The organism is Klebsiella sp. WP4-W18-ESBL-05 (assembly GCF_014169075.1).
GTDB lineage: Bacteria > Pseudomonadota > Gammaproteobacteria > Enterobacterales > Enterobacteriaceae > Kluyvera > Kluyvera ascorbata_B.
The window spans coordinates 1,909,789-1,929,968 of record NZ_AP022057.1 but is presented as its reverse complement, the minus strand read 5'-3'; the positions used below and the strand labels follow the sequence as shown (position 1 = coordinate 1,929,968).

Annotated in this window: 16 protein-coding genes; 3 read left to right on the top strand and 13 right to left on the bottom strand. The window is 56.5% G+C overall.

Annotation, left to right across the window (positions count from 1 at the left end):
- Nucleotides 1-23: 23 nt before the first annotated feature.
- The 3 genes from H7R58_RS09215 to melA form a co-directional block, all read right to left on the bottom strand.
- Nucleotides 24-278: a SemiSWEET transporter gene (locus H7R58_RS09215; RefSeq protein ID WP_106926364.1), complete on the bottom strand. Its 255-nt coding sequence runs from the start codon at nucleotides 276-278 to the stop codon at nucleotides 24-26.
- A 2-nt stretch (nucleotides 279-280) separates the two neighbouring features.
- Nucleotides 281-1,711 carry a melibiose:sodium transporter MelB gene (gene melB, locus H7R58_RS09210; RefSeq protein WP_182929089.1) on the bottom strand — a complete coding sequence of 477 codons (1,431 nt, stop codon included), beginning with the start codon at nucleotides 1,709-1,711 and terminating at the stop codon, nucleotides 281-283.
- A 92-nt stretch (nucleotides 1,712-1,803) separates the two neighbouring features.
- The gene (melA, locus tag H7R58_RS09205) at nucleotides 1,804-3,159 is read right to left on the bottom strand and encodes an alpha-galactosidase (RefSeq protein WP_106926361.1); all 1,356 of its coding nucleotides are present in this window, start codon (nucleotides 3,157-3,159) and stop codon (nucleotides 1,804-1,806) included.
- A gap of 269 nt (nucleotides 3,160-3,428) precedes the next feature.
- On the opposite strand from melA, the gene melR reads away from it, so the two are divergent.
- From melR to fhuE, 3 genes are all read left to right on the top strand, one after another.
- A complete protein-coding gene (melR, locus tag H7R58_RS09200; RefSeq protein WP_182929090.1) occupies nucleotides 3,429-4,355 on the top strand; it encodes a transcriptional regulator MelR in 927 nt (308 codons plus the stop codon).
- 117 nt (nucleotides 4,356-4,472) lie between these two features.
- Nucleotides 4,473-7,919 carry a transcription-repair coupling factor gene (gene mfd, locus H7R58_RS09195; protein ID WP_182929091.1) on the top strand — a complete coding sequence of 1,149 codons (3,447 nt, stop codon included), beginning with the start codon at nucleotides 4,473-4,475 and terminating at the stop codon, nucleotides 7,917-7,919.
- Between the two features lie 293 nt (nucleotides 7,920-8,212).
- Nucleotides 8,213-10,396 (top strand): ferric-rhodotorulic acid/ferric-coprogen receptor FhuE, encoded by a 2,184-nt coding sequence (gene fhuE / locus H7R58_RS09190; RefSeq protein WP_182929092.1) that lies wholly within the window; start codon nucleotides 8,213-8,215, stop codon nucleotides 10,394-10,396.
- A gap of 196 nt (nucleotides 10,397-10,592) precedes the next feature.
- Here fhuE and ptsG read toward each other — a convergent pair whose 3' ends face one another.
- The 10 genes from ptsG to fabD all read right to left on the bottom strand — a co-directional run bounded on the left by ptsG (nucleotide 10,593) and on the right by fabD (nucleotide 20,170).
- Entirely contained in the window at nucleotides 10,593-12,026 is a 1,434-nt protein-coding gene (ptsG, locus tag H7R58_RS09185) for a PTS glucose transporter subunit IIBC (RefSeq protein WP_106926353.1), read from the bottom strand.
- A gap of 300 nt (nucleotides 12,027-12,326) precedes the next feature.
- Nucleotides 12,327-13,121, bottom strand: a complete 795-nt coding sequence (locus H7R58_RS09180) for a metal-dependent hydrolase (RefSeq protein ID WP_106926351.1) — start codon at nucleotides 13,119-13,121, stop codon at nucleotides 12,327-12,329.
- Nucleotides 13,122-13,131: 10 nt separating this feature from the next.
- Nucleotides 13,132-14,136: a DNA polymerase III subunit delta' gene (gene holB, locus H7R58_RS09175; RefSeq protein ID WP_182929093.1), complete on the bottom strand. Its 1,005-nt coding sequence runs from the start codon at nucleotides 14,134-14,136 to the stop codon at nucleotides 13,132-13,134.
- Nucleotides 14,133-14,774, bottom strand: a complete 642-nt coding sequence (tmk, locus tag H7R58_RS09170; protein ID WP_182929094.1) for a dTMP kinase — start codon at nucleotides 14,772-14,774, stop codon at nucleotides 14,133-14,135. The genes holB and tmk overlap by 4 nt, the downstream gene beginning before the upstream one ends.
- A complete protein-coding gene (yceG, locus tag H7R58_RS09165; RefSeq protein ID WP_106926345.1) occupies nucleotides 14,764-15,786 on the bottom strand; it encodes a cell division protein YceG in 1,023 nt (340 codons plus the stop codon). The genes tmk and yceG overlap by 11 nt, the downstream gene beginning before the upstream one ends.
- Nucleotide 15,787: 1 nt before the next feature.
- A complete protein-coding gene (gene pabC / locus H7R58_RS09160; RefSeq protein WP_106926343.1) occupies nucleotides 15,788-16,597 on the bottom strand; it encodes an aminodeoxychorismate lyase in 810 nt (269 codons plus the stop codon).
- Between the two features lie 122 nt (nucleotides 16,598-16,719).
- Entirely contained in the window at nucleotides 16,720-17,961 is a 1,242-nt protein-coding gene (gene fabF, locus H7R58_RS09155) for a beta-ketoacyl-ACP synthase II (RefSeq protein WP_106926341.1), read from the bottom strand.
- An 88-nt stretch (nucleotides 17,962-18,049) separates the two neighbouring features.
- Nucleotides 18,050-18,286: an acyl carrier protein gene (gene acpP, locus H7R58_RS09150; protein WP_000103754.1), complete on the bottom strand. Its 237-nt coding sequence runs from the start codon at nucleotides 18,284-18,286 to the stop codon at nucleotides 18,050-18,052.
- Nucleotides 18,287-18,495: 209 nt separating this feature from the next.
- The gene (gene fabG, locus H7R58_RS09145) at nucleotides 18,496-19,230 is read right to left on the bottom strand and encodes a 3-oxoacyl-ACP reductase FabG (RefSeq protein ID WP_182929095.1); all 735 of its coding nucleotides are present in this window, start codon (nucleotides 19,228-19,230) and stop codon (nucleotides 18,496-18,498) included.
- A gap of 10 nt (nucleotides 19,231-19,240) precedes the next feature.
- Nucleotides 19,241-20,170: an ACP S-malonyltransferase gene (gene fabD / locus H7R58_RS09140; protein WP_182929096.1), complete on the bottom strand. Its 930-nt coding sequence runs from the start codon at nucleotides 20,168-20,170 to the stop codon at nucleotides 19,241-19,243.
- Between the last annotated feature and the right edge of the window lie 10 nt (nucleotides 20,171-20,180).

Genomic DNA, 20,180 nt, shown 5'->3' with positions numbered 1-20,180 from the left:
TGTAGGCCGGATGGCGGCGCACGTTACCCGCGACGAAACTTGATAATTAAAATCGGCAGAGCAAACACCAGCGTCAGAAAATTCGCCATGCTTACCGCCGCGTCTTCAATCATCAGGCCATAAACCAGCCACATCACCAGCCCGCAGACAAACATCACGTACATCAGCCCGGAAATACCCTGCGTGTTGCGCGTGGCGATAACCTTTATCGCCTGCGGTAAAAACGAGAGCGTGGTGAGGCTGGCGGCCAGATAACCAATCCATGACGACCATTCCATGCTCATGCCTTTACGTCACGTGCCGTTGCCACCGCGATGGCCGGTTTCTCCGGGGTCACCGTCGGCTGCGGGACTTTGCGGTATTTATCCAGCAGCTGGATTTGAATCTTACGCAGCATGTCGCCATTCAGGCGATAGAAGCGGTAATAAAGCACCAGCGTCACGATGAAAAACAGCACCGGCAGCGCAATCATAATGAACTGCATCCCCTGAATGGTTTGCGCCGACTGCGCCACGTTAGGCGTATAGCCAATCACCCCGAGCACCACGGCGATAAAGAATGCGGCAAACGCCGAGCCGCCTTTTACCACCATTGTTTGTACCGAATAGGCAATACTTTCACAGCGCACGTTGAGCTTATACTCGCCGTAGTCGACGGTGTCAGCCACCATAATGACCTGAAGCACCCAGAACAGCGCGGTACCGACGTTAAGGAAGATCCCTGCCAGCACAATCATCGGTCCGTTATGATAGCCCGCCAGCGCCATGGCAAATAACGCCGCGCAGCTGATAACCGGCAGCACCGATGCCCCGGCCCACAGCACCCGGCGCGAGAGCGCATTCACCAGCCGCGGGAACAATATCAGCGTCAGTAAATTTGCCGCCCCGGCGTAGGACAGGTAATACGGGAACAGCGCCGCATCGCCAATCACGTAGGTGAAATAGTAAATCGCAAAGCCGGTAATGATGTTTGAGGCAATGTTATAGGCCAGCGCCATACCAAGCAGACAGGAGAGCTGATCGTTTTTGTAGATCAGCGCAACAATCCCTTTCAGCGTCAGGCGAGCGCCGTCGGCAGAGGCGTCACTATCCGAGGAAAAGACCTCATGGACATTGCGCAGCGTGACCAGGGTGGAGACGATAAAGAAGGCAATTAACACCAGCGTAAACATCTGGAAGCCAAAGCCGCGATCCGCCCCGCCGACAAATTCCACAAACGGCAGCGTAATGCCCGCCGTGACGAACCCGGCCAGGCTAGCGAAAAAGCGTGGATATGGCACCAACTGCTCGCGTTCACGTTTATCAAGCGTAATGGTCGGTACCAGCGACCAAAAGGGAATATCCATAATGGTGTAGGTCATGCCCCACAAAATGTAGGTGACGCAGACAAAAACCACCTGCGCGGTGCCTTCAAACAAATGCGCACTGAACAGCAAAAACAGTACCAGCGAGTTCGCCAGCGTGCCGATAAAAATCCACGGTTTAAACTTCCCCCATCGCGTGCGGGTCGCGTTGACAATCCACCCCATAATCGGGTCGTTTATCGCGTCCCAGATGCGCGCCACCAGAAAAAGCGTGCCCACGAGGCCCACCGACAGCCCCACAACATCGGTGTAGTAATACATCAGGTACATGTACACAATACCGATAGCGAAGTCCTTACCAAATGCCCCGAATCCGTAACTCAGTTTTGTCGTCAGAGAGATGCTCATAGGGTATCGGGTCGCTGTTACCAGCGCCCGCCTTCTGTAGAGTAGCAAAAGGTAACGCGCCGGATACATTGCCCGGCGCAGTGTCATTTTGATTAATGATGCAGCCAGGCTGGCAACCAGTCGCCGTGGGCAGCAATCAGGTCATCCACCAGCGCATAAATCTCCTCAATACCCAGCACGGCAGCGGTATGCGGGTCCATCATTGCCGCATGGTAAACACGATCGCGGTTTTCCGTCAGAATGGCTTCCGTGAGCAGCGTCTGCACGTTGATGTTGGTCTGCATCATCGCCGCCAGGTGCGCAGGTATCGCCCCGACTTTGGTTGGCTGGATCCCGTTAGCATCAACCAGACAAGCCACTTCCACGCAACTGCCCTGCGGCAGGTTATCAATCAGCCCGTCATTGCGCACGTTGCCATAAATGACGCTGGGCTCACCGGTCCACAGCGCGTTCATAATGGTGCTGGCGTACTCGCGCGACGGTTTAATATCAATGCGATCGGCGCGTTTGTACTCCTCCAGCTCCTTATGCCAGTTCGCCACCTGCTCAACGCAGCGTTTCGGGTACTCATCCAGCGGAACGCGGTAGCGCGCAATGAGATCTTCCCGTCCGGGTTTGATAAACCACGGGGTATATTCCGCAAAGTGTTCAGACGACTCGGTGACGAAGTAGCCCAGCTTTTTGAACATTTCATAGCGCACGATGTTCTGGCAACGCGTATTTCCATGAATATTCGGCTTAGGCGCCTGCCCGGCCTCATAGGCAGCCAGCAGCTCAGGGTACAGATTGACGTAGCGGCCATCGGCCGTTTTACGCTCCAGCTCAAGATAAAACGCCATATGGTTAATTCCGGCGCAGCGATAGCGAAGCAATGCCGGATCGATATCCAGGTCACGCGCCAGCTCTTCCGCCGTTCCCTGTACGGAGTGACATAACCCAACCTGTTTGATATGCGGATAGCGGGCATACATCGCCCACGTGTTCATCGCCATCGGGTTGACGTAGTTCAGCATGGTGGCATCCGGACACAGTTCGCTCATATCCTCACAAATCTGCCACAAATGCGGGATCGTACGCAGCGCGCGCATGATGCCGCCGGGGCCAAGGGTATCGGCGATCGTCTGTTCCAGACCGTGGCGCTTACAAACCTCAAAGTCGGTGACGGTGCACGGCTCGTAGCCGCCAATCTGGAAGGCGACGACCACGAAATCAGCCCCCTGCAGCGCAACGCGCTGGTCGGTGTGGCAGGTAATATGGCCGGATGCACCGGCGGAATCCATCAGCTTGCGCACCACGATATGCGACTCTTCCAGCCGCGTTTCGTCGATATCCATCAGCGCGATATGCGCCGACTTCAGCGCCTCGCGGTGAAACACGTCGCCGAGGATATTCTTAACAAAAATGGTGGAACCGGCGCCGATAAAGGTAATTTTTGGTGCTGTCATCATGACTCTCCCGAACAGTATTGGACACCTTCATGGTGGCACGCGCCAGGTACAGAAAACTTCCACCTTCCACAATGAGCATTCCCATAAACTCAGATCCTCTGCGGGAAGGCAAATAATCTGAGTTTATGGGAACAAATAGGCAAAAAAGCAGAGTATCCGGCCCTTTTTTGAGTCTATTCTTATGAGTAACGGTGGCTTTTGCGGCCTGCTTCCCGGTTTAAAAGCCACCGCGATGGCATGATTCTGATAAATCAGGAAATGGAGCAATCATGAGCAGCGAACCGATAGTCTTTCTTCCTCCCGACCCGCACATGTGTAACGGCGATGAAAAACAGACCCGCAGCCCGCTGTCGCTTTACTCCGAATACCAGCGGCTGGACGTTGAGCTGCGCCCGCCTCACGCCATGCCCGCCAGCCACTGGCACGGGCAGGTTGAGGTCAACGTCCCGTTCGACGGCGATGTGGAATACCTGATTAACAACGAAGTGGTGCAGATAAAACAGGGGCACATCACCCTGTTCTGGGCCTGTACGCCGCACCAGCTAACCCGCCCCGGTAGCTGTAAACAGATGGCCATTTTCAGCCTGCCTATGCATCTGTTTCTCTCCTGGCCTTTGGACCGGGAACTGGTCAATCACGTGACGCATGGTATGGTGATTAAATCACTGGCTACCCAGCAGCTCAGCACTTTTGAAGTGATGCGCTGGCAGCAGGAAATCAGCAGCCCCAACGAGCAAATTCGCCAGCTGGCGATCGACGAAATCGCCCTGATGCTCAAACGCTTTAGCCTTTCCGGCTGGCAGCCGATCCTGCTGAACAAAACTTCACGCACCCACAAAAACAGCGTCTCGCGCCACGCGCAGTTTTATGTCAGCCAGATGCTGGGCTTTATTGCCGACAACTACGATCAGGCGCTGACGATCAACGACGTCGCCGAACACGTGAAGCTTAACGCTAACTACGCAATGGGCATCTTCCAACGCGTCATGCAGCTCACGCTGAAGCAATACATTACCGCCATGCGCATCAACCACGTGCGCGCGCTGCTCAGCGATACCGATAAAACCATTATCGACGTTGCCATGACCGCCGGGTTCCGCTCGAGCAGTCGTTTTTACAGTACCTTCAGCAAATTTGTCGGCATGTCGCCGCAGCAATACCGCAAGCTCAGCCAGCAGAGACGGCAAATGATCTGAAACCCGAACGCCCCGCACTTTCAGCGGTTGCACTCCCGCCGCCATCACGGATAATAAGTACAGCAAATTTATATTATTACCGTGAAATTACGGCCTTCTGGAGAACGTGCGCTGACTATGCCTGAACTTGCTCGTTATGCCCTACCGACAAAACCTGGCGACCAGCGCCAGCTTGGCGAACTGACCGGCGCGGCCTGTGCGACGCTGGTGGCAGATATTGCCGAACGCCACGCGGGGCCGGTGGTGCTCATCGCCCCGGATATGCAAAACGCTCTGCGCCTGCACGATGAAATCGGCCAGTTTACCGACAGCATGGTGATGAACCTTGCCGACTGGGAAACCCTGCCCTACGATAGCTTCTCGCCGCATCAGGATATTATTTCCTCGCGCCTGTCGACGCTGTACCAGCTGCCGACCATGCAGCGCGGTGTACTGATTGTGCCGGTCAGCACGCTGATGCAGCGGGTATGCCCGCACAGCTTCCTGCACGGCCACGCGCTGGTGATGAAAAAAGGCCAGCGCCTGTCGCGCGACGCCCTGCGCGACCAGCTAGACAGCGCGGGTTACCGTCACGTTGATCAGGTTATGGAACACGGCGAATTCGCTACCCGCGGCGCGCTGCTCGACCTCTACCCGATGGGCAGCGACCGACCCTATCGTCTCGATTTCTTCGACGATGAAATTGACAGCCTGCGCGTGTTTGACGTCGACAGCCAGCGCACCCTGGAAGAGGTTGAGGCCATCAACCTGCTGCCCGCGCACGAATTTCCCACCGACAAAGCGGCTATTGAGCTGTTCCGCAGCGCGTGGCGCGACAAGTTCGATGTCAAACGCGATGCCGAGCATATCTACCAGCAGGTCAGCAAAGGCACCCTGCCCGCCGGGATCGAATACTGGCAGCCGCTGTTCTTCAGCGAGCCGCTGCCGCCGCTGTTTAGCTATTTCCCCGCCAACACGCTGTTGGTCAATACCGGCGATCTGGAAGCCAGCGCGGCGCGTTTCCAGGCCGATGCGCAGGCGCGTTTTGAAAGCCGCGGCGTTGACCCGATGCGCCCGCTGCTGCCGCCTGCCCAGCTTTGGCTGCGCACCGACGAGCTGAACAGCGAACTCAAAAAATGGCCGCGCGTCCAGCTGAAGACCGACCGTCTGGCCGAGAAAGCGGCCCACACGAACCTGGGGTTCCAGCCGCTGCCGGACCTTTCCGTGCAGGCGCAGAATAAATCGCCGCTGGATAACCTGCGCAAATTTATTGAGTCCTTTGGCGGCTCAGTGGTGTTCTCGGTAGAGAGCGAAGGCCGCCGCGAGGCGCTGGGCGAGCTGCTGGCGCGCATTAAGCTGTCGCCTAAGCGTATTCAGCGGCTGGATGAGGCCAGCGGCAAAGGTCACTATCTGATGATTGGCGCGGCCGAGCACGGTTTTATCGACACTCAGGCCAATCTGGCGCTGGTCTGCGAGAGCGATCTGCTGGGCGAGCGCGTGGCCCGTCGTCGTCAGGACGCACGGCGTACCATCAACCCGGATACCCTGATTCGTAACCTGGCGGAGCTGCACGTTGGCCAGCCGGTGGTGCATCTGGAGCACGGAGTCGGCCGCTATGCCGGAATGACCACGCTGGAAGCGGGCGGCATTACCGCCGAGTATCTGATGCTCACCTACGCGAACGACGCCAAACTGTATGTGCCGGTGTCGTCCCTGCATCTGATCAGCCGCTATGCAGGTGGGGCCGAAGAGAACGCACCGTTGCACAAACTGGGCGGCGATGCCTGGACCCGCGCGCGACAGAAAGCCGCCGAGAAGGTGCGCGATGTCGCAGCAGAACTGCTGGATATTTACGCGCAGCGGGCGGCAAAAGAAGGCTTCGCCTTCAAACATGACCGCGAGCAGTACCAGCTGTTCTGCGACAGCTTCCCGTTCGAAACCACGCCGGACCAAGCGCAGGCGATTAACGCCGTGCTCAGCGATATGTGCCAGCCGCTGGCGATGGACCGACTGGTGTGCGGCGACGTCGGCTTTGGTAAAACCGAAGTCGCCATGCGCGCCGCTTTCCTCGCGGTAGAGAACCACAAGCAGGTGGCAGTGCTGGTACCGACCACCCTGCTGGCTCAGCAGCACTACGATAACTTCCGCGACCGCTTCGCCAACTGGCCGGTGCGTATTGAAATGCTCTCGCGTTTTCGCAGCGCCAAAGAGCAAACACAGATCCTTGCCGAAGCCGCTGAAGGCAAAATTGACATTCTCATCGGCACCCATAAGCTGCTGCAAAGCGACGTCAAGCTGCGCGACCTGGGCCTGTTGATTGTCGATGAAGAACACCGCTTCGGCGTGCGCCATAAAGAGCGCATTAAGGCGATGCGTGCCGACGTCGATATACTGACCCTGACCGCCACCCCGATCCCGCGAACCCTGAATATGGCGATGAGCGGGATGCGCGATCTGTCCATTATTGCCACCCCACCCGCCCGACGTCTGGCGGTGAAAACCTTCGTGCGCGAGTACGATAGCCTTGTCGTACGCGAAGCGATTCTGCGTGAAACCCTGCGCGGCGGCCAGGTGTACTATCTGTACAATGACGTCGAGAATATCCAGAAAGCGGCCGACCGGCTGGCTGAGCTGGTGCCCGAAGCGCGTATCGCCATCGGTCACGGCCAGATGCGCGAACGCGAGCTGGAACGGGTGATGAACGATTTCCACCACCAGCGTTTCAACGTGCTGGTGTGTACCACCATCATCGAAACCGGTATCGACATTCCGACCGCCAACACCATTATCATCGAGCGAGCGGACCACTTCGGCTTAGCGCAGCTACACCAACTGCGCGGCCGCGTCGGTCGGTCGCATCACCAGGCCTACGCCTGGCTGCTGACGCCGCATCCGAAAGCGATGACCACCGATGCGCAAAAACGCCTGGAAGCCATTGCGTCACTGGAAGACCTCGGTGCGGGCTTTGCGCTGGCGACCCACGACCTCGAGATTCGCGGTGCGGGCGAACTGCTCGGCGAAGACCAAAGTGGTTCCATGGAGACCATCGGCTTCTCGCTGTATATGGAGCTACTGGAAAACGCCGTCGATGCGCTCAAAGAAGGTCGCGAGCCGTCGCTGGAGGATTTAACCAGCCAGCAAACCGAAGTCGAGCTGCGCATGCCGTCGCTGCTGCCGGACGATTTTATCCCGGACGTCAACACGCGCCTGTCGTTCTACAAGCGTATCGCTAGCGCGAAGGGCGAAAACGAGCTGGATGAAATCAAGGTTGAGCTGATTGATCGCTTCGGCCTGCTGCCGGACGCCGCGCGTAACCTGCTGGATATTGCCCGTCTGCGTCAGCAGGCGCAGAAGCTGGGCATTCGCAAGCTGGAGGGCAACGAGAAAGGTGGGGTTATCGAGTTCGCCGAGAAGAACCACGTTAACCCGACGTGGCTGATTGGCCTGCTACAGAAGCAGCCGCAGCACTTCCGTCTCGACGGCCCGACGCGTCTGAAGTTCTTCCAGGAGCTCGGCGATCGTAAAACACGCATGGACTGGGTACGCCAGTTTATGCGCCAGCTTGAAGAGAACGCGCTCGCCTGAGTTTCTCCTGCCGAGCGGCGCGACGTTTACCCGGCTTTTAACCTCATCATGGTAGGCCCGGTAAGCGTCGCGCCGCCGGGCCATTTCTCCCCGCCCCCCCTTTCCTCACCGATCGCTCCCGACTGAAAAACCGTTTCACTTCGCCCCTTATCCGGCTTACTTTTGTTTACATATGAATAAAAATGCGTATATTTCTCATTTGCATTTATCTTTAAGTGCACATTGGCATCACTCATTGACCGTGGCCACAGAGCTGCGGAACACAACAACACTCGTTAGATTAAGGGTTTATCATGTCTTTCATTTCCACTACCCGGGATAACCGTGCCGCCCTCACTCTCGTGGCTATGGGCATTGCGCTGGCGCTCTACCCAGGCCTCGGCATTGCTGCCAGCAGCGGCGAAGACACCATCGTCGTCGATGGTTCGGCCGACAGCAGTGCTGCCAACGACCAGCAGGACTACAGCGTAAAATCCACCACCGCTGGCACCAAAATGCAGATGGTTCAGCGCGATATCCCGCAGTCGGTCAGCATTGTGAACGAGCAGCGTATGCAGGATCAGCAGCTGCAAACGCTCGGCGACGTCATGAATAATACCCTCGGCATTACCAGCAGCCAGGCCGACTCCGATCGCACCAGCTATTTCTCACGCGGCTTTCAAATCGATAACTATATGGTCGACGGTATCCCGACCTATTTTGAATCCCGCTGGAACCTGGGCGATGCGCTTTCCGATACCGCGCTGTTTGAACGCGTGGAAGTGGTACGCGGGTCAAATGGCCTGATGACGGGGACCGGGAACCCTTCCGCCTCCATTAACATGATCCGTAAACATGCCACCAGCCAGGAGTTCAAAGGCAACCTTTCCGCTGAGTACGGTAGCTGGAATAAACAACGCTATGTTGCCGACCTGCAAAGCCCGTTGACCGATGACGGTAAAGTGCGCGCGCGTATCGTTGCAGGCTATCAGAACAATGATTCCTGGCTTGACCGCTACAATAACGAAAAGACCTTCTTCTCAGGCATTCTGGATGCGGATCTCGGCGACACCACCCGCCTCTCCGTTGGTTATGAATACCAGCAAATCAATGTCAACAGCCCTACCTGGGGCGGTTTACCACGTTGGAATACCGACGGCAGTACCAACCATTACGATCGCGCGCACAGCACCTCGCCGGACTGGGCCTATAACGATAAAGACATCAATAAAGTCTTCATGACGCTGACGCAGCGCTTTGCCGATACCTGGCAGGCGACGCTGAATGCCACCCATTCAGAGGTGAAGTTCGACAGTAAAATGATGTACATCGATGCCTATGTTAACAAGGCGGATGGAACATTAGTTGGCCCGTACGGCAGCTACGGTCCGGATTATGAATACGTTGGCGGGACGGGCTGGAACAGCGGTAAGCGTAAAGTTGATGCGTTAGATCTTTATGCAGACGGGAGCTATGACCTGTTCGGCCGCCAGCATAACCTGATGCTGGGCGGTAGCTACAGCAAGCAGAACAATCGCTATTTCAGCTCCTGGGATAACGTTTTCCCGGATGCAATCGGCAACTTTGATAACTTCAATAGCGCCAGTTTCCCGGAAACCAACTGGTCCCCACAGAGCCTCGCGCAGGACGATACCACGCGCATGAAGTCGCTGTATGCAGCTACGCGCATCACGCTCGCAGACCCGCTTCATCTGATCGTTGGGGCACGTTATACCAACTGGAGCGTTAACACGCTGTCCTACAGCATGGAACAGAACCACACGACGCCGTACGCGGGGCTGGTTTACGACATCAACGATAACTGGTCTACCTACGCCAGCTATACCTCCATCTTCCAGCCGCAAAAGGACAAAGACAGTTCCGGCAAATATCTGAAGCCTATTACCGGCAACAACTATGAAGTCGGCCTGAAATCCGACTGGATGGACAGCCGCCTGACCACCACGCTTGCCGTGTTCCGCATTGAGCAGGATAACCTGGCGCAGTCTACCGGGGTACCGATCGCCGGCAGCAACGGCGAAACGGCCTACACCACCGCCGACGGCACCGTCAGCAAAGGCGTTGAATTTGAAATTAACGGTGCGCTGACTGACAACTGGCAGATGACCTTTGGCGCCACCCGCTATGTTGCCACCGACAATCAAGGTCAAGCGGTTAACCCGAACCTGCCGCGCACCACCGTGAAGCTGTTCACCCACTATCGCCTGCCTGCAATGCCCGAACTGACCGTTGGCGGCGGCGTGAACTGGCAGAACCGCGTCTACAAAGATACCGCCACCGCATACGGAACGTTCCGAGCAGAACAAGGCAGCTACGCGCTGGTGGATTTATTCACCCGTTATCAGGTCACCAAAAACTTCGCTATTCAGGGCAACCTGAACAACCTGTTTGATAAAACCTACGACACCAATATTGATGGTTCAATCGTGTACGGTGAACCGCGTAACGTGAGCGTGACCGCGAGCTATCAGTTCTGACCGGGGAGCGTCACTAGACAAAAGGAGCCTGATGGCTCCTTTTTTATTGCCGGATGGCGCTGACGCTTATCCGATCTACGGGATGTTCAGCTGTAGGCCGGATAAGGCGCCGCCGCCATCCGGCACCCTGCTCCAGACGTAAAAAAGGCAGCCATTCGGCTGCCTTAGTCTCCCCAACTTTTCGACTTCGAATAACTTAGTTATTACGAATATAGTCGTCCATCTCGGTTTTCAGGTTATCGGATTTGGTACCGAAAATAGCCTGAACGCCGGAACCTGCAACCACCACACCCGCAGCGCCCAGTTTCTTCAGGCCAGCCTGATCCACTTTCGCGACGTCGGCTACGCTCACGCGCAGACGAGTGATACAGGCGTCAAGGTTCGTGATGTTTTCTTTACCGCCGAAGGCTGCAATCAGCGCCGGAGCCATTTCACTGGTTGCGCCCGCTTTGGTTTCTTCAGTGGTGTCTTCGCGGCCCGGCGTCTTCAGATCCAGTGCTTTAATCAGCACGCGGAAGATGACGTAGTACACGATCGCATAGCAGATACCGACAATCGGGAACAGCCACAGTTTGCTGCTGTTACCGGACAGGACGATAAAGTCGATCAGGCCGTGAGAGAACGACGTCCCGTCACGCATACCCAGCAGGATACAGATCGGGAATGCCAGACCCGCCAGAATCGCGTGGATAACGTACAGAATCGGCGCTACGAACATGAAGGAGAACTCGATCGGCTCGGTGATACCGGTCAGGAACGAGGTCAGCGCAGCGGAGATCATGATACCGCCCACTTTTGCACGGTTCTCTGGTTTAGCAGAGTGCCAGATTGCAATCGCAGCAGCCGGCAGGCCGTACATTTTGAACAGGAAACCACCGGACAGTTTGCCCGCGGTCGGGTCGCCTGCCATGTAACGAGGAATATCGCCATGGAAGACCTGACCCGCTGCGTTGGTGAATTCGCCGATCTGCATCTGGAAAGGAACGTTCCAGATGTGGTGCAGACCGAACGGCACCAGGCAACGCTCGATGAAGCCGTAAATACCGAACGCCACAACCGGGTTCTGGTAAGCAGCCCACTGAGAGAAGGTCTGAATGGCGGTACCGATTGGCGGCCAAATGAAGGACAGGATCACACCGGTAAAGATGGCGGCCAGACCTGAAATGATCGGAACAAAACGCTTGCCCGCGAAGAAGCCCAGGTATTCCGGCAGCTTGATACGGTAGAAGCGATTGAACATGTACGCGGCAATCGCACCGGAGATGATCCCGCCGAGCACGCCGGTATCAGCCAGGTGTTTCGCGGTAATCTCTTCAGCCGGTAAGTGCAGTACCAGCGGCGCGACCACGGCCATGGTTTTCACCATGATGCCGTAAGCGACGACGGACGCCAGCGCGGAAACACCGTCGTTATTGGTGAAGCCTAATGCGACACCAATAGCGAAGATAAGCGGCATGTTAGCAAAAACAGAACCGCCTGCTTCTGCCATAACATGGGAAACGACGGCTGGCAGCCAGCTGAAGTTTGCGGAACCGACGCCCAGCAGAATACCTGCGATAGGCAGTACGGATACCGGCAGCATCAGCGATTTACCGACCTTCTGCAGGTTAGCAAATGCATTCTTAAACATAATAAGGAGTGCTCCTGAGTTTGTACTTTTATCTACGTTTTCACGCATCGGTGAGATGGGGAGAAACTCACCAGGGACAGGGCATCTAAGTGCCCTTTTTATTTATTACACAGAGTAAAATAAATCCCTGTGCTTTTGTTTGACGGCTATCACGTTTCAAAGAGCCATGGCTTAAAAACTTAATCTTCTTTACATAAAACGTGTCTGTATGTTGCAAGATTAACATTCACCGCCACTTTTATGGCGGTGAACTGTACTCGCTTTGACCATTAATTACGAGCATTAAAATAAGCTCTAAAATCAGGCAGATTGCAGGCGGGCGGGGTCGATATGGAAGAGCGTAGAGAAGTTTTCGGTGGTCTGTTCGGCCAGCTGTTCAACGCTTACGCCCTTCAGCACCGCCATATATTCGGCGACGTCACGAACCATGGCCGGCTGGTTCTCTTTGCCACGATGCGGTACCGGCGCCAGATAAGGTGAATCGGTCTCTACCAGCAGACGATCCAGCGGCACATAGCGCGCGGCCTCGCGAAGCTGTTCAGCATTACGGAAGGTCACAATCCCGGAAAATGAAATATAGAACCCCATATCCAGCAGCTTGCCCGCCGTCTCCGCGTCTTCAGTGAAACAGTGTAGTACACCGCCGCAATCCGTCACTTTTTCTTCCCGCAGAATCGCCAGCGTATCGGCCCGGGCGTCACGGGTATGGACGATAACCGGTTTGTTCAGTTCACGACCAATCTGAATATGCTGGCGAAACGACAGCTGCTGCTGCGCTTTGGTTTCCGGCGTATAGAAGTAGTCCAGGCCCGTTTCACCCATGGCCACGACGCCCTCCTCCGCCGCGAAACGGCGAAGCTCTTCAACATCGTAGGCTTCGTCCTGGTTGAGCGGGTGTACGCCGCAGGAGAACACCACCTCCGGGCGCGCGCCCACCAGCTCGCGCATATGACGGTAGCCCGGCAGCGTGGTGGCCACCGCCAGAGCAAAACGGACGTCACGCGCGGCGGCTTTCGCCATCACGTCGTCTACGTCTTTGTGCAGGGATTGATAATCAAGGCCATCAAGATGGCAGTGCGAGTCGACTAAAAACATGGTGTCTCTCTTAGAGGTGAGATACTGGCAGTACCGCACCAGGTTGCAAATACTGTTCCCAGCGCAGCAGGCGCTCGGTGAGGATTAATTCGCGGTTCAGCCCGGTCACGCTTTGCAGCTGCTCACGGCAGGTGCAGGCATCGGCGGCAATCGCCTGCAGGCGAGCGCCGGACAGCGTCTGCGCCAGCTGGTGAACCAGCGCCGGACAGTCGGCATTGGTCAGGCGCGTAATCCGCTGCTGATGCTTAAGGGCATCCAGCAGCAGCGATGAAAACCAATGTAAACGCTGTACGACTGAATCATGGTTCAGCGACGGCAAAAATGCCAGCCAGTCGCCGCTGTCGATCGTGGCACTCAGCGCCTGACATAATTTTTCCCGTGCCGCCCAGGTATCGGGGGCAAGCAGTTCCAGCGCCGCAGCGGGCGCGTGATCGGACAGGCGCAGCGCGCTCAGCAGCGTCTCACGCGACGCACTGATTTCACGCTCAAGCCACGCCAGCGCGTACCCTTCACCCGGCGGAGCCAGATGGTAAAAACGGCAGCGGCTGCGCAACGTAGCCAGCAGCCGCGCGGGCTCCTGACAGGCCAGAAAGAACCAGGTATTCTTCGGCGGCTCTTCCAGCGTTTTCAGTAACGCGTTAGCGGCAGCCTCGGTCAACAGCGCCGCATCGGCTATCCACACCACTTTAGCGCCACCGAGACGCGCGTGCTCGTACAGCTTTTCGCTGACCTCGCGCACCGCATCAATCCCCAGCGTACTTTTGCCTTTCTCAGGCTGTAGCGCATAGTAATCCGGGTGCGTACCGGCCTGCATCAGCTGGCAGCTGTGGCAGTGGCCGCAGCTTTTATGACCGTCCGGCGTCTGGCACATCAGGAAGCGGGTGATAGCATAGACCAGCGAGTCAGCCCCCATTCCCCTGCGCGCTTGAACCAGCAGCGCATGGTGACCACGTCCGGCCTGATAGCTCGTGACGAGCTGTTCAAACGGCGGGCGTAACCACGGATACCATTTCATGCCTGTTGCTCCACCACCCACGCGGTCACCGCCGCACGGATATCGCTCATCACGTTGTCCAGCGGCTGGGTGGCATCAATGGTGAGAATACTGTCATCCGCCGCAGCCAGTTCAAGGTAGCGCGCGCGGGTGCGGTTAAAGAAGTTCAGCGACTCTTGCTCAATGCGGTCAAGATCGCCGCGCGCGCGGGCGCGCTTAAGGCCAACTTCCGGCGTCACATCAAGGTAAATCGTCAGGTCAGGACGGAAGTCACCGAGCACCGCATCACGCAGCGTCGACAGCAAATGGCGATCGATACCGCGCCCGCCGCCCTGGTAGGCCTGGGTTGAAAGATCGTGGCGGTCGCCAATCACCCACTGCCCGCTTGCCAGCGCCGGTTTAATCACCGTTTCAACCAGCTGCACGCGCGCGGCGTAGAACATCAGCACTTCGGCCTTATCAGTAATGACTTCGTCGCCGACTGATTTGATATCCAGAACCAGGCTGCGCAGCTTCTCTGCCAGCACGGTGCCACCCGGCTCGCGGGTAAACAGCAGATCGTTGACGCCGAGGCCGCGCAACGTGTCAACGACGACATCCCGTGCGGTGGTTTTCCCGGCCCCTTCCAGTCCTTCAATGACGATGTAATTACTGCGCATTTTTATCCTTTAGCACTTTCAGGTAATCCTGCACCGAGCGATTATGGCTCGCAAGATTGGTATTAAACGTATGACCACCTTTACCGTCGGCCACAAAATAGAGGTACGGCGTTTTTGCCGGATGCGCGGCGGCATTCAGCGACGCTTCGCCCGGGCTGGCGATCGGGCCCGGCGGCAGGCCAGATATCGTGTAGGTATTATACGCAGTTGGGGTCTCAAGATCCTTACGCGAGATCTTCCCATCGTAGCGCTCTCCCATGCCGTAAATCACGGTGGGATCGGTTTGCAGACGCATACCTATACGCAGGCGATTGATAAATACCGACGCCACGCGATCGCGCTCTTCCGCTACCGCCGTCTCTTTTTCAATAATCGACGCCATGGTCACCAGCTGGTTTTTATCCTGATACGGCAGGCCGTCCATTCGCCCTTCCCAGGCTTTATCGACCTGGGCAACCATTTTCTGGTGCGCACGCTTGAGGATGGCGACATCGGTCGTGTGGGCGGTATACATCCAGGTGTCAGGCCAGAACCAGCCTTCAATCCACTCTGGGTTCTCCAGCGCCAGCGCTTTCGCCACGGTGGCGTAGCTATCGTCACTCAGCGTGTGTTTGATATAAGGCGCTTCGCGCAGCTGCTTCAGATAATCGCTCAGACGCATACCTTCAACGAAGCGCAGCGGGAACTGCGCCTCTTTGCCGCTGGCCAGCAACTGCATCACGTCGCGAACGGTCATCTGCGGCGTAAAGCGATAGGTCCCGGCTTTGAAGTGGGAAAGCTCCGGCTCAAGGCGCAGCAGCCACTGGAACACCCGCGGACGATTGATCACCTTCTCGGCGTACAGCTGGTCGCCCAGCGCCAGTCGCCCGGTGCCCGCTTTTAAGGTGAAGATGGTCTCGTCTTTCACCAGGATAGTGCTGTCTGCCAGCTGGCGCACTTTCCACATGCCGACGCCGGCGGCAACGCCGAGGGCAACCAACAGTAACAGAACAAGGCGTAACAGTTTCTTCATGCTAATCAGACGACTCACAAATTGGGGCTAAATATTGGTAAAGTTCGCGCGCAGGCCACTGCTGCTCCGCGTAGCGCTGAACGGGGATCACCGGCATCAGCGCGTTACAAATAAGGACTTCATCGGCCTGTGCGAGCGCCGTTAGCGGCGCATTCACTTCGACAACGCGATACGCGGTCAGTGCCAGTTGGGCGATGATAAACTGCCGCATAATACCGTTTACGCCAGCCTGGTCGAGGCATGGGGTATAGACATTCTGCCCGCAGCGCCAGAACAGATTTGCGGCACAGCATTCCGTAAGCCACCCGTCGCTGTCAAGAACAAGGGCCTCATCGGCGTCCGTCTGCTCAAGATGAGAACGAATCAACACCTGCTCAAGGCGATTGAGGTGTTTCATTCCTGCAAGATAAGGATTGCGGCCCAGTGGAACCGGGCTGAGGGCAAGCGTTATGCCCGTTTCTTTCCAGCGGGTGTAGTGTGCGGGCACGGGAGAGGTAGACAAAATGCGCGTCGGCGCGAGGCAGGCGCTGCCGCTGTAGCCGCGGCCGCCGGCACCGCGGCTGAGAATAACCTTCAGCACGCCGTCACGCTGCGACTGCGCCAGCTGCGTCATCTCCTGACTCAGGGTAGACCAGTCGGTAAAGGGAATCGCCAGGCGCTGGCACGCCTGCTGCAGACGGGTGATGTGGGCCGCCAGCATCTGTACTCGCCCTTGTATCACCCGCGCGGTGGTGAAACAACCGTCGCCAAACTGCGTGGCGCGATCGCCCGCCGCAAGGGCGTTCTGCTCAATACCATTAATTAAGAACATCATGGCTCCTTATTGATGGCCGGGTAGTGTCGCAGGATGAACCACGCTGAACAAGCAGAGAAAGCCGAATAAAAAAAGGCCCGACTAGCGGGCCCTTATCACGGCGTTGTCAGACAACGAACTCAGACTTTTTTGAAAATCAACGAGCCGTTGGTACCACCGAAGCCGAAGGAGTTACACAGGGTGTATTCCATTCCGCTGACCTGACGCGCTTCGTGCGGAACGAAGTCCAGATCGCAACCTTCATCCGGGTTATCCAGGTTGATGGTTGGCGGCACGGCCTGATCGCGCAGCGCCAGGATGGAGTAGATAGACTCTACTGCACCCGCAGCGCCCAGCAGGTGGCCGGTCATTGACTTAGTGGAGCTGACCATAACGCGGCTGGCGGCGTCGCCGAAGACAGACTTAACGGCCTGTGCTTCTGCTTTATCGCCCGCTGGCGTAGAGGTACCGTGAGCATTGACGTAGCCAATCTGGCCCGCTTCAATACCTGCATCGCGAATGGCGTTAACCATCGCCAGCGCAGCACCTGCGCCGTTCTCCGGCGGTGACGTCATGTGGTAGGCATCGCTGCTCATACCGAAGCCAACGACTTCCGCATAGATTTTCGCACCGCGTTTTTTCGCATGTTCGTACTCTTCCAGCACGACCATACCTGCGCCGTCGCCCAGCACGAAGCCATCGCGATCTTTATCCCACGGACGGCTTGCCGCCTGCGGGTTATCGTTACGCGTAGACAGCGCACGCGCTGCGCCAAAGCCACCCACGCCCAGCGGGGTACTGGCTTTCTCGGCACCACCGGCAACCATGGCATCTGCATCGCCGTAGGCGATGATACGCGCGGCCTGGCCGATGTTATGCACACCGGAAGTACAGGCGGTCGCGATAGAGATGCTTGGCCCACGCAGACCGAACATGATGGTCAGGTGACCTGCCACCATGTTAACAATCGTGGACGGAACGAAGAAGGGGCTGATCTTACGCGGCCCGCCGTTTACCAGCGAACTGTGGTTTTCTTCGATCAGACCGAGGCCGCCAATACCGGAGCCGATAGCGGCGCCAATACGGTGAGCGTTCTCTTCCGTCACTTCAAGGCCAGAATCCTGCATGGCCTGAACGCCAGCGACAATTCCATATTGAATGAAGGCATCCATCTTGCGCTGTTCTTTACGCGAGATGATGTCATCACAGTTAAAATCCTTTACTAAGCCAGCAAATTTGGTTGCATAGGCGCTAGTATCGAAATGGTCGATCAGGCTGATGCCACTCTGACCGGCAAGGAGAGCTTTCCAGGTAGACTCTACGGTATTGCCGACAGGAGACAACATGCCCAGTCCGGTCACAACTACACGACGCTTAGACACGTTTGTCCTCCAGGGAGGGATAAAATAGATACTTGTGGGACAAAAAGATAAAACTCAGGCGGTCGAATGACCGCCTGGAGATGTTCACTTACGCCTGGTGACCGTTGATGTAATCAATGGCAGCCTGAACGGTGGTGATTTTCTCAGCTTCTTCGTCCGGAATCTCAGTATCAAACTCTTCTTCCAGAGCCATTACCAGCTCAACGGTGTCAAGAGAATCTGCGCCCAGGTCTTCAACGAAGGAAGCATTGTTGGTCACTTCTTCCTGCTTAACGCCCAGCTGTTCGCCGATGATTTTCTTAACGCGTTCTTCGATAGTGCTCATACTCTTAAATTTCCTATCAAAACTCGCTTTCGCGATGGTTTTCGTAGTGTATAAAATGTTGAAAAATTTGCAACTAAATCCCGGCAGGTCATACCACGATTTTACGCTATTTTGCGGGTGTTTGCCCTCATAACGCAAATGATTTTGCACTAATCATACTCAGACATACGTAGATTGCCCGTTGTCTGAGCACTTTGTGCAAAACACGATCAGACCATGTACATCCCGCCGTTTACGTGCAACGTTTCACCAGTGATGTAACTTGCTTCGTCGGAGGCCAAAAATGCAACCGCACTGGCGATTTCATTTGGAGTGCCGAGGCGCCCCGCAGGAACTGCCGCCAGTGTACCCGCACGCTGCTCATCGGTCAGCGCACGCGTCATGTCCGTTTCAATAAAGCCCGGAGCAACAACGTTCACAGTAATACCGCGTGACGCAACTTCACGCGCCAGTGATTTACTGAAGCCGATCAGACCGGCTTTCGCCGCAGCGTAGTTAGCCTGACCCGCATTTCCCATGGTACCAACCACAGAACCGATAGTGATGATACGCCCATGACGCTTTTTCATCATAGCGCGCATTACCGCTTTTGACAGACGGAAAACAGATGACAGGTTGGTTTCGAGGATATCGTTCCACTCGTCATCTTTCATGCGCATTAACAGGTTATCACGAGTAATCCCGGCATTATTGACCAGAATATCGACTTCACCAAACTCTGCGCGGATATTTCCCAGAACAGATTCAATAGATGCAGGGTCGGTCACATTCAACATCAGACCTTTACCGTTCGCACCCAGATAGTCGCTAATCGCCTGCGCGCCGCTTTCGCTGGTCGCAGTGCCGATAACTTTTGCGCCGCGAGCGACGAGAGTTTCAGCGATCGCGCGGCCAATACCGCGGCTTGCACCCGTTACCAGGGCAATTTTTCCTTCAAAGCTCATGCGTTCCTCTTTATTGCGCAAGTGCCGCTGACAGGGCAGTCGGTTCGTTAATGGCCGACGCAGTCAGGGTATCTACAATACGTTTGGTCAGGCCGGTGAGGACTTTACCCGGACCAACTTCATACAGATGCTCTACGCCCTGGGACGCCATAAACTCAACGGTTTTGGTCCACTGAACCGGGCTGTACAGCTGGCGAACCAGCGCGTCGCGAATCGCGTCGGCATCGGTTTCGCACTTCACGTCAACGTTGTTCACAACCGGAACCGTCGGCGCATTAAAGGTGATTTTCTGCAGTTCTACGGCCAGTTTTTCTGCGGCAGGCTTCATCAGCGCGCAGTGAGACGGCACGCTGACCGGCAGCGGCAGCGCGCGCTTGGCGCCTGCGGCTTTACAGGCTGCGCCCGCACGTTCAACCGCCTCTTTATGGCCCGCGATAACCACCTGACCCGGCGAGTTGAAGTTAACCGGAGAAACCACCTGCCCTTCAGCAGACTCTTCACACGCTTTGGCAATAGAGGCGTCATCCAGACCGATAATTGCGGACATGCCGCCGGTGCCTTCCGGTACGGCTTCCTGCATAAACTTGCCGCGCATTTCAACCAGACGTACCGCGTCAGCAAAGGCAATAACGCCCGCGCAAACCAGCGCAGAGTATTCGCCCAGGCTGTGGCCCGCCATCACCGCCGGTGCTTTACCGCCCTGCTGCTGCCATAGGCGATACAGCGCAACGGAAGCCGTCAGCAGCGCAGGCTGCGTTTGCCAGGTTTTGTTCAGCTCTTCCGCCGGACCCTGCTGAGTCAGCGCCCACAGGTCATAACCCAGCGCCGCAGAAGCTTCATGAAAAGTTTCTTCGATAACCGGATAGGTAGCCGCCAGTTCAGACAGCATGCCTACCGCCTGTGAACCCTGCCCCGGGAACACAAAAGCGAATTGCGTCATGTTTTTTATC

Excerpts from the sequence above, each read along its gene's own strand:
- H7R58_RS09215 (WP_106926364.1), bottom strand. The coding sequence starts at position 278 with ATGGAATGGTCGTCATGGATTGGTTATCTGGCCGCCAGCCTCACCACG.
- melB (WP_182929089.1), bottom strand. The coding sequence starts at position 1,711 with ATGAGCATCTCTCTGACGACAAAACTGAGTTACGGATTCGGGGCATTT.
- melA (WP_106926361.1), bottom strand. The coding sequence starts at position 3,159 with ATGATGACAGCACCAAAAATTACCTTTATCGGCGCCGGTTCCACCATT.
- melR (WP_182929090.1), top strand. The coding sequence starts at position 3,429 with ATGAGCAGCGAACCGATAGTCTTTCTTCCTCCCGACCCGCACATGTGT.
- mfd (WP_182929091.1), top strand. The coding sequence starts at position 4,473 with ATGCCTGAACTTGCTCGTTATGCCCTACCGACAAAACCTGGCGACCAG.
- fhuE (WP_182929092.1), top strand. The coding sequence starts at position 8,213 with ATGTCTTTCATTTCCACTACCCGGGATAACCGTGCCGCCCTCACTCTC.
- ptsG (WP_106926353.1), bottom strand. The coding sequence starts at position 12,026 with ATGTTTAAGAATGCATTTGCTAACCTGCAGAAGGTCGGTAAATCGCTG.
- H7R58_RS09180 (WP_106926351.1), bottom strand. The coding sequence starts at position 13,121 with ATGTTTTTAGTCGACTCGCACTGCCATCTTGATGGCCTTGATTATCAA.
- holB (WP_182929093.1), bottom strand. The coding sequence starts at position 14,136 with ATGAAATGGTATCCGTGGTTACGCCCGCCGTTTGAACAGCTCGTCACG.
- tmk (WP_182929094.1), bottom strand. The coding sequence starts at position 14,774 with ATGCGCAGTAATTACATCGTCATTGAAGGACTGGAAGGGGCCGGGAAA.
- yceG (WP_106926345.1), bottom strand. The coding sequence starts at position 15,786 with ATGAAGAAACTGTTACGCCTTGTTCTGTTACTGTTGGTTGCCCTCGGC.
- pabC (WP_106926343.1), bottom strand. The coding sequence starts at position 16,597 with ATGTTCTTAATTAATGGTATTGAGCAGAACGCCCTTGCGGCGGGCGAT.
- acpP (WP_000103754.1), bottom strand. The coding sequence starts at position 18,286 with ATGAGCACTATCGAAGAACGCGTTAAGAAAATCATCGGCGAACAGCTG.
- fabG (WP_182929095.1), bottom strand. The coding sequence starts at position 19,230 with ATGAGCTTTGAAGGAAAAATTGCCCTGGTAACGGGTGCAAGCCGCGGT.
- fabD (WP_182929096.1), bottom strand. The coding sequence starts at position 20,170 with ATGACGCAATTCGCTTTTGTGTTCCCGGGGCAGGGTTCACAGGCGGTA.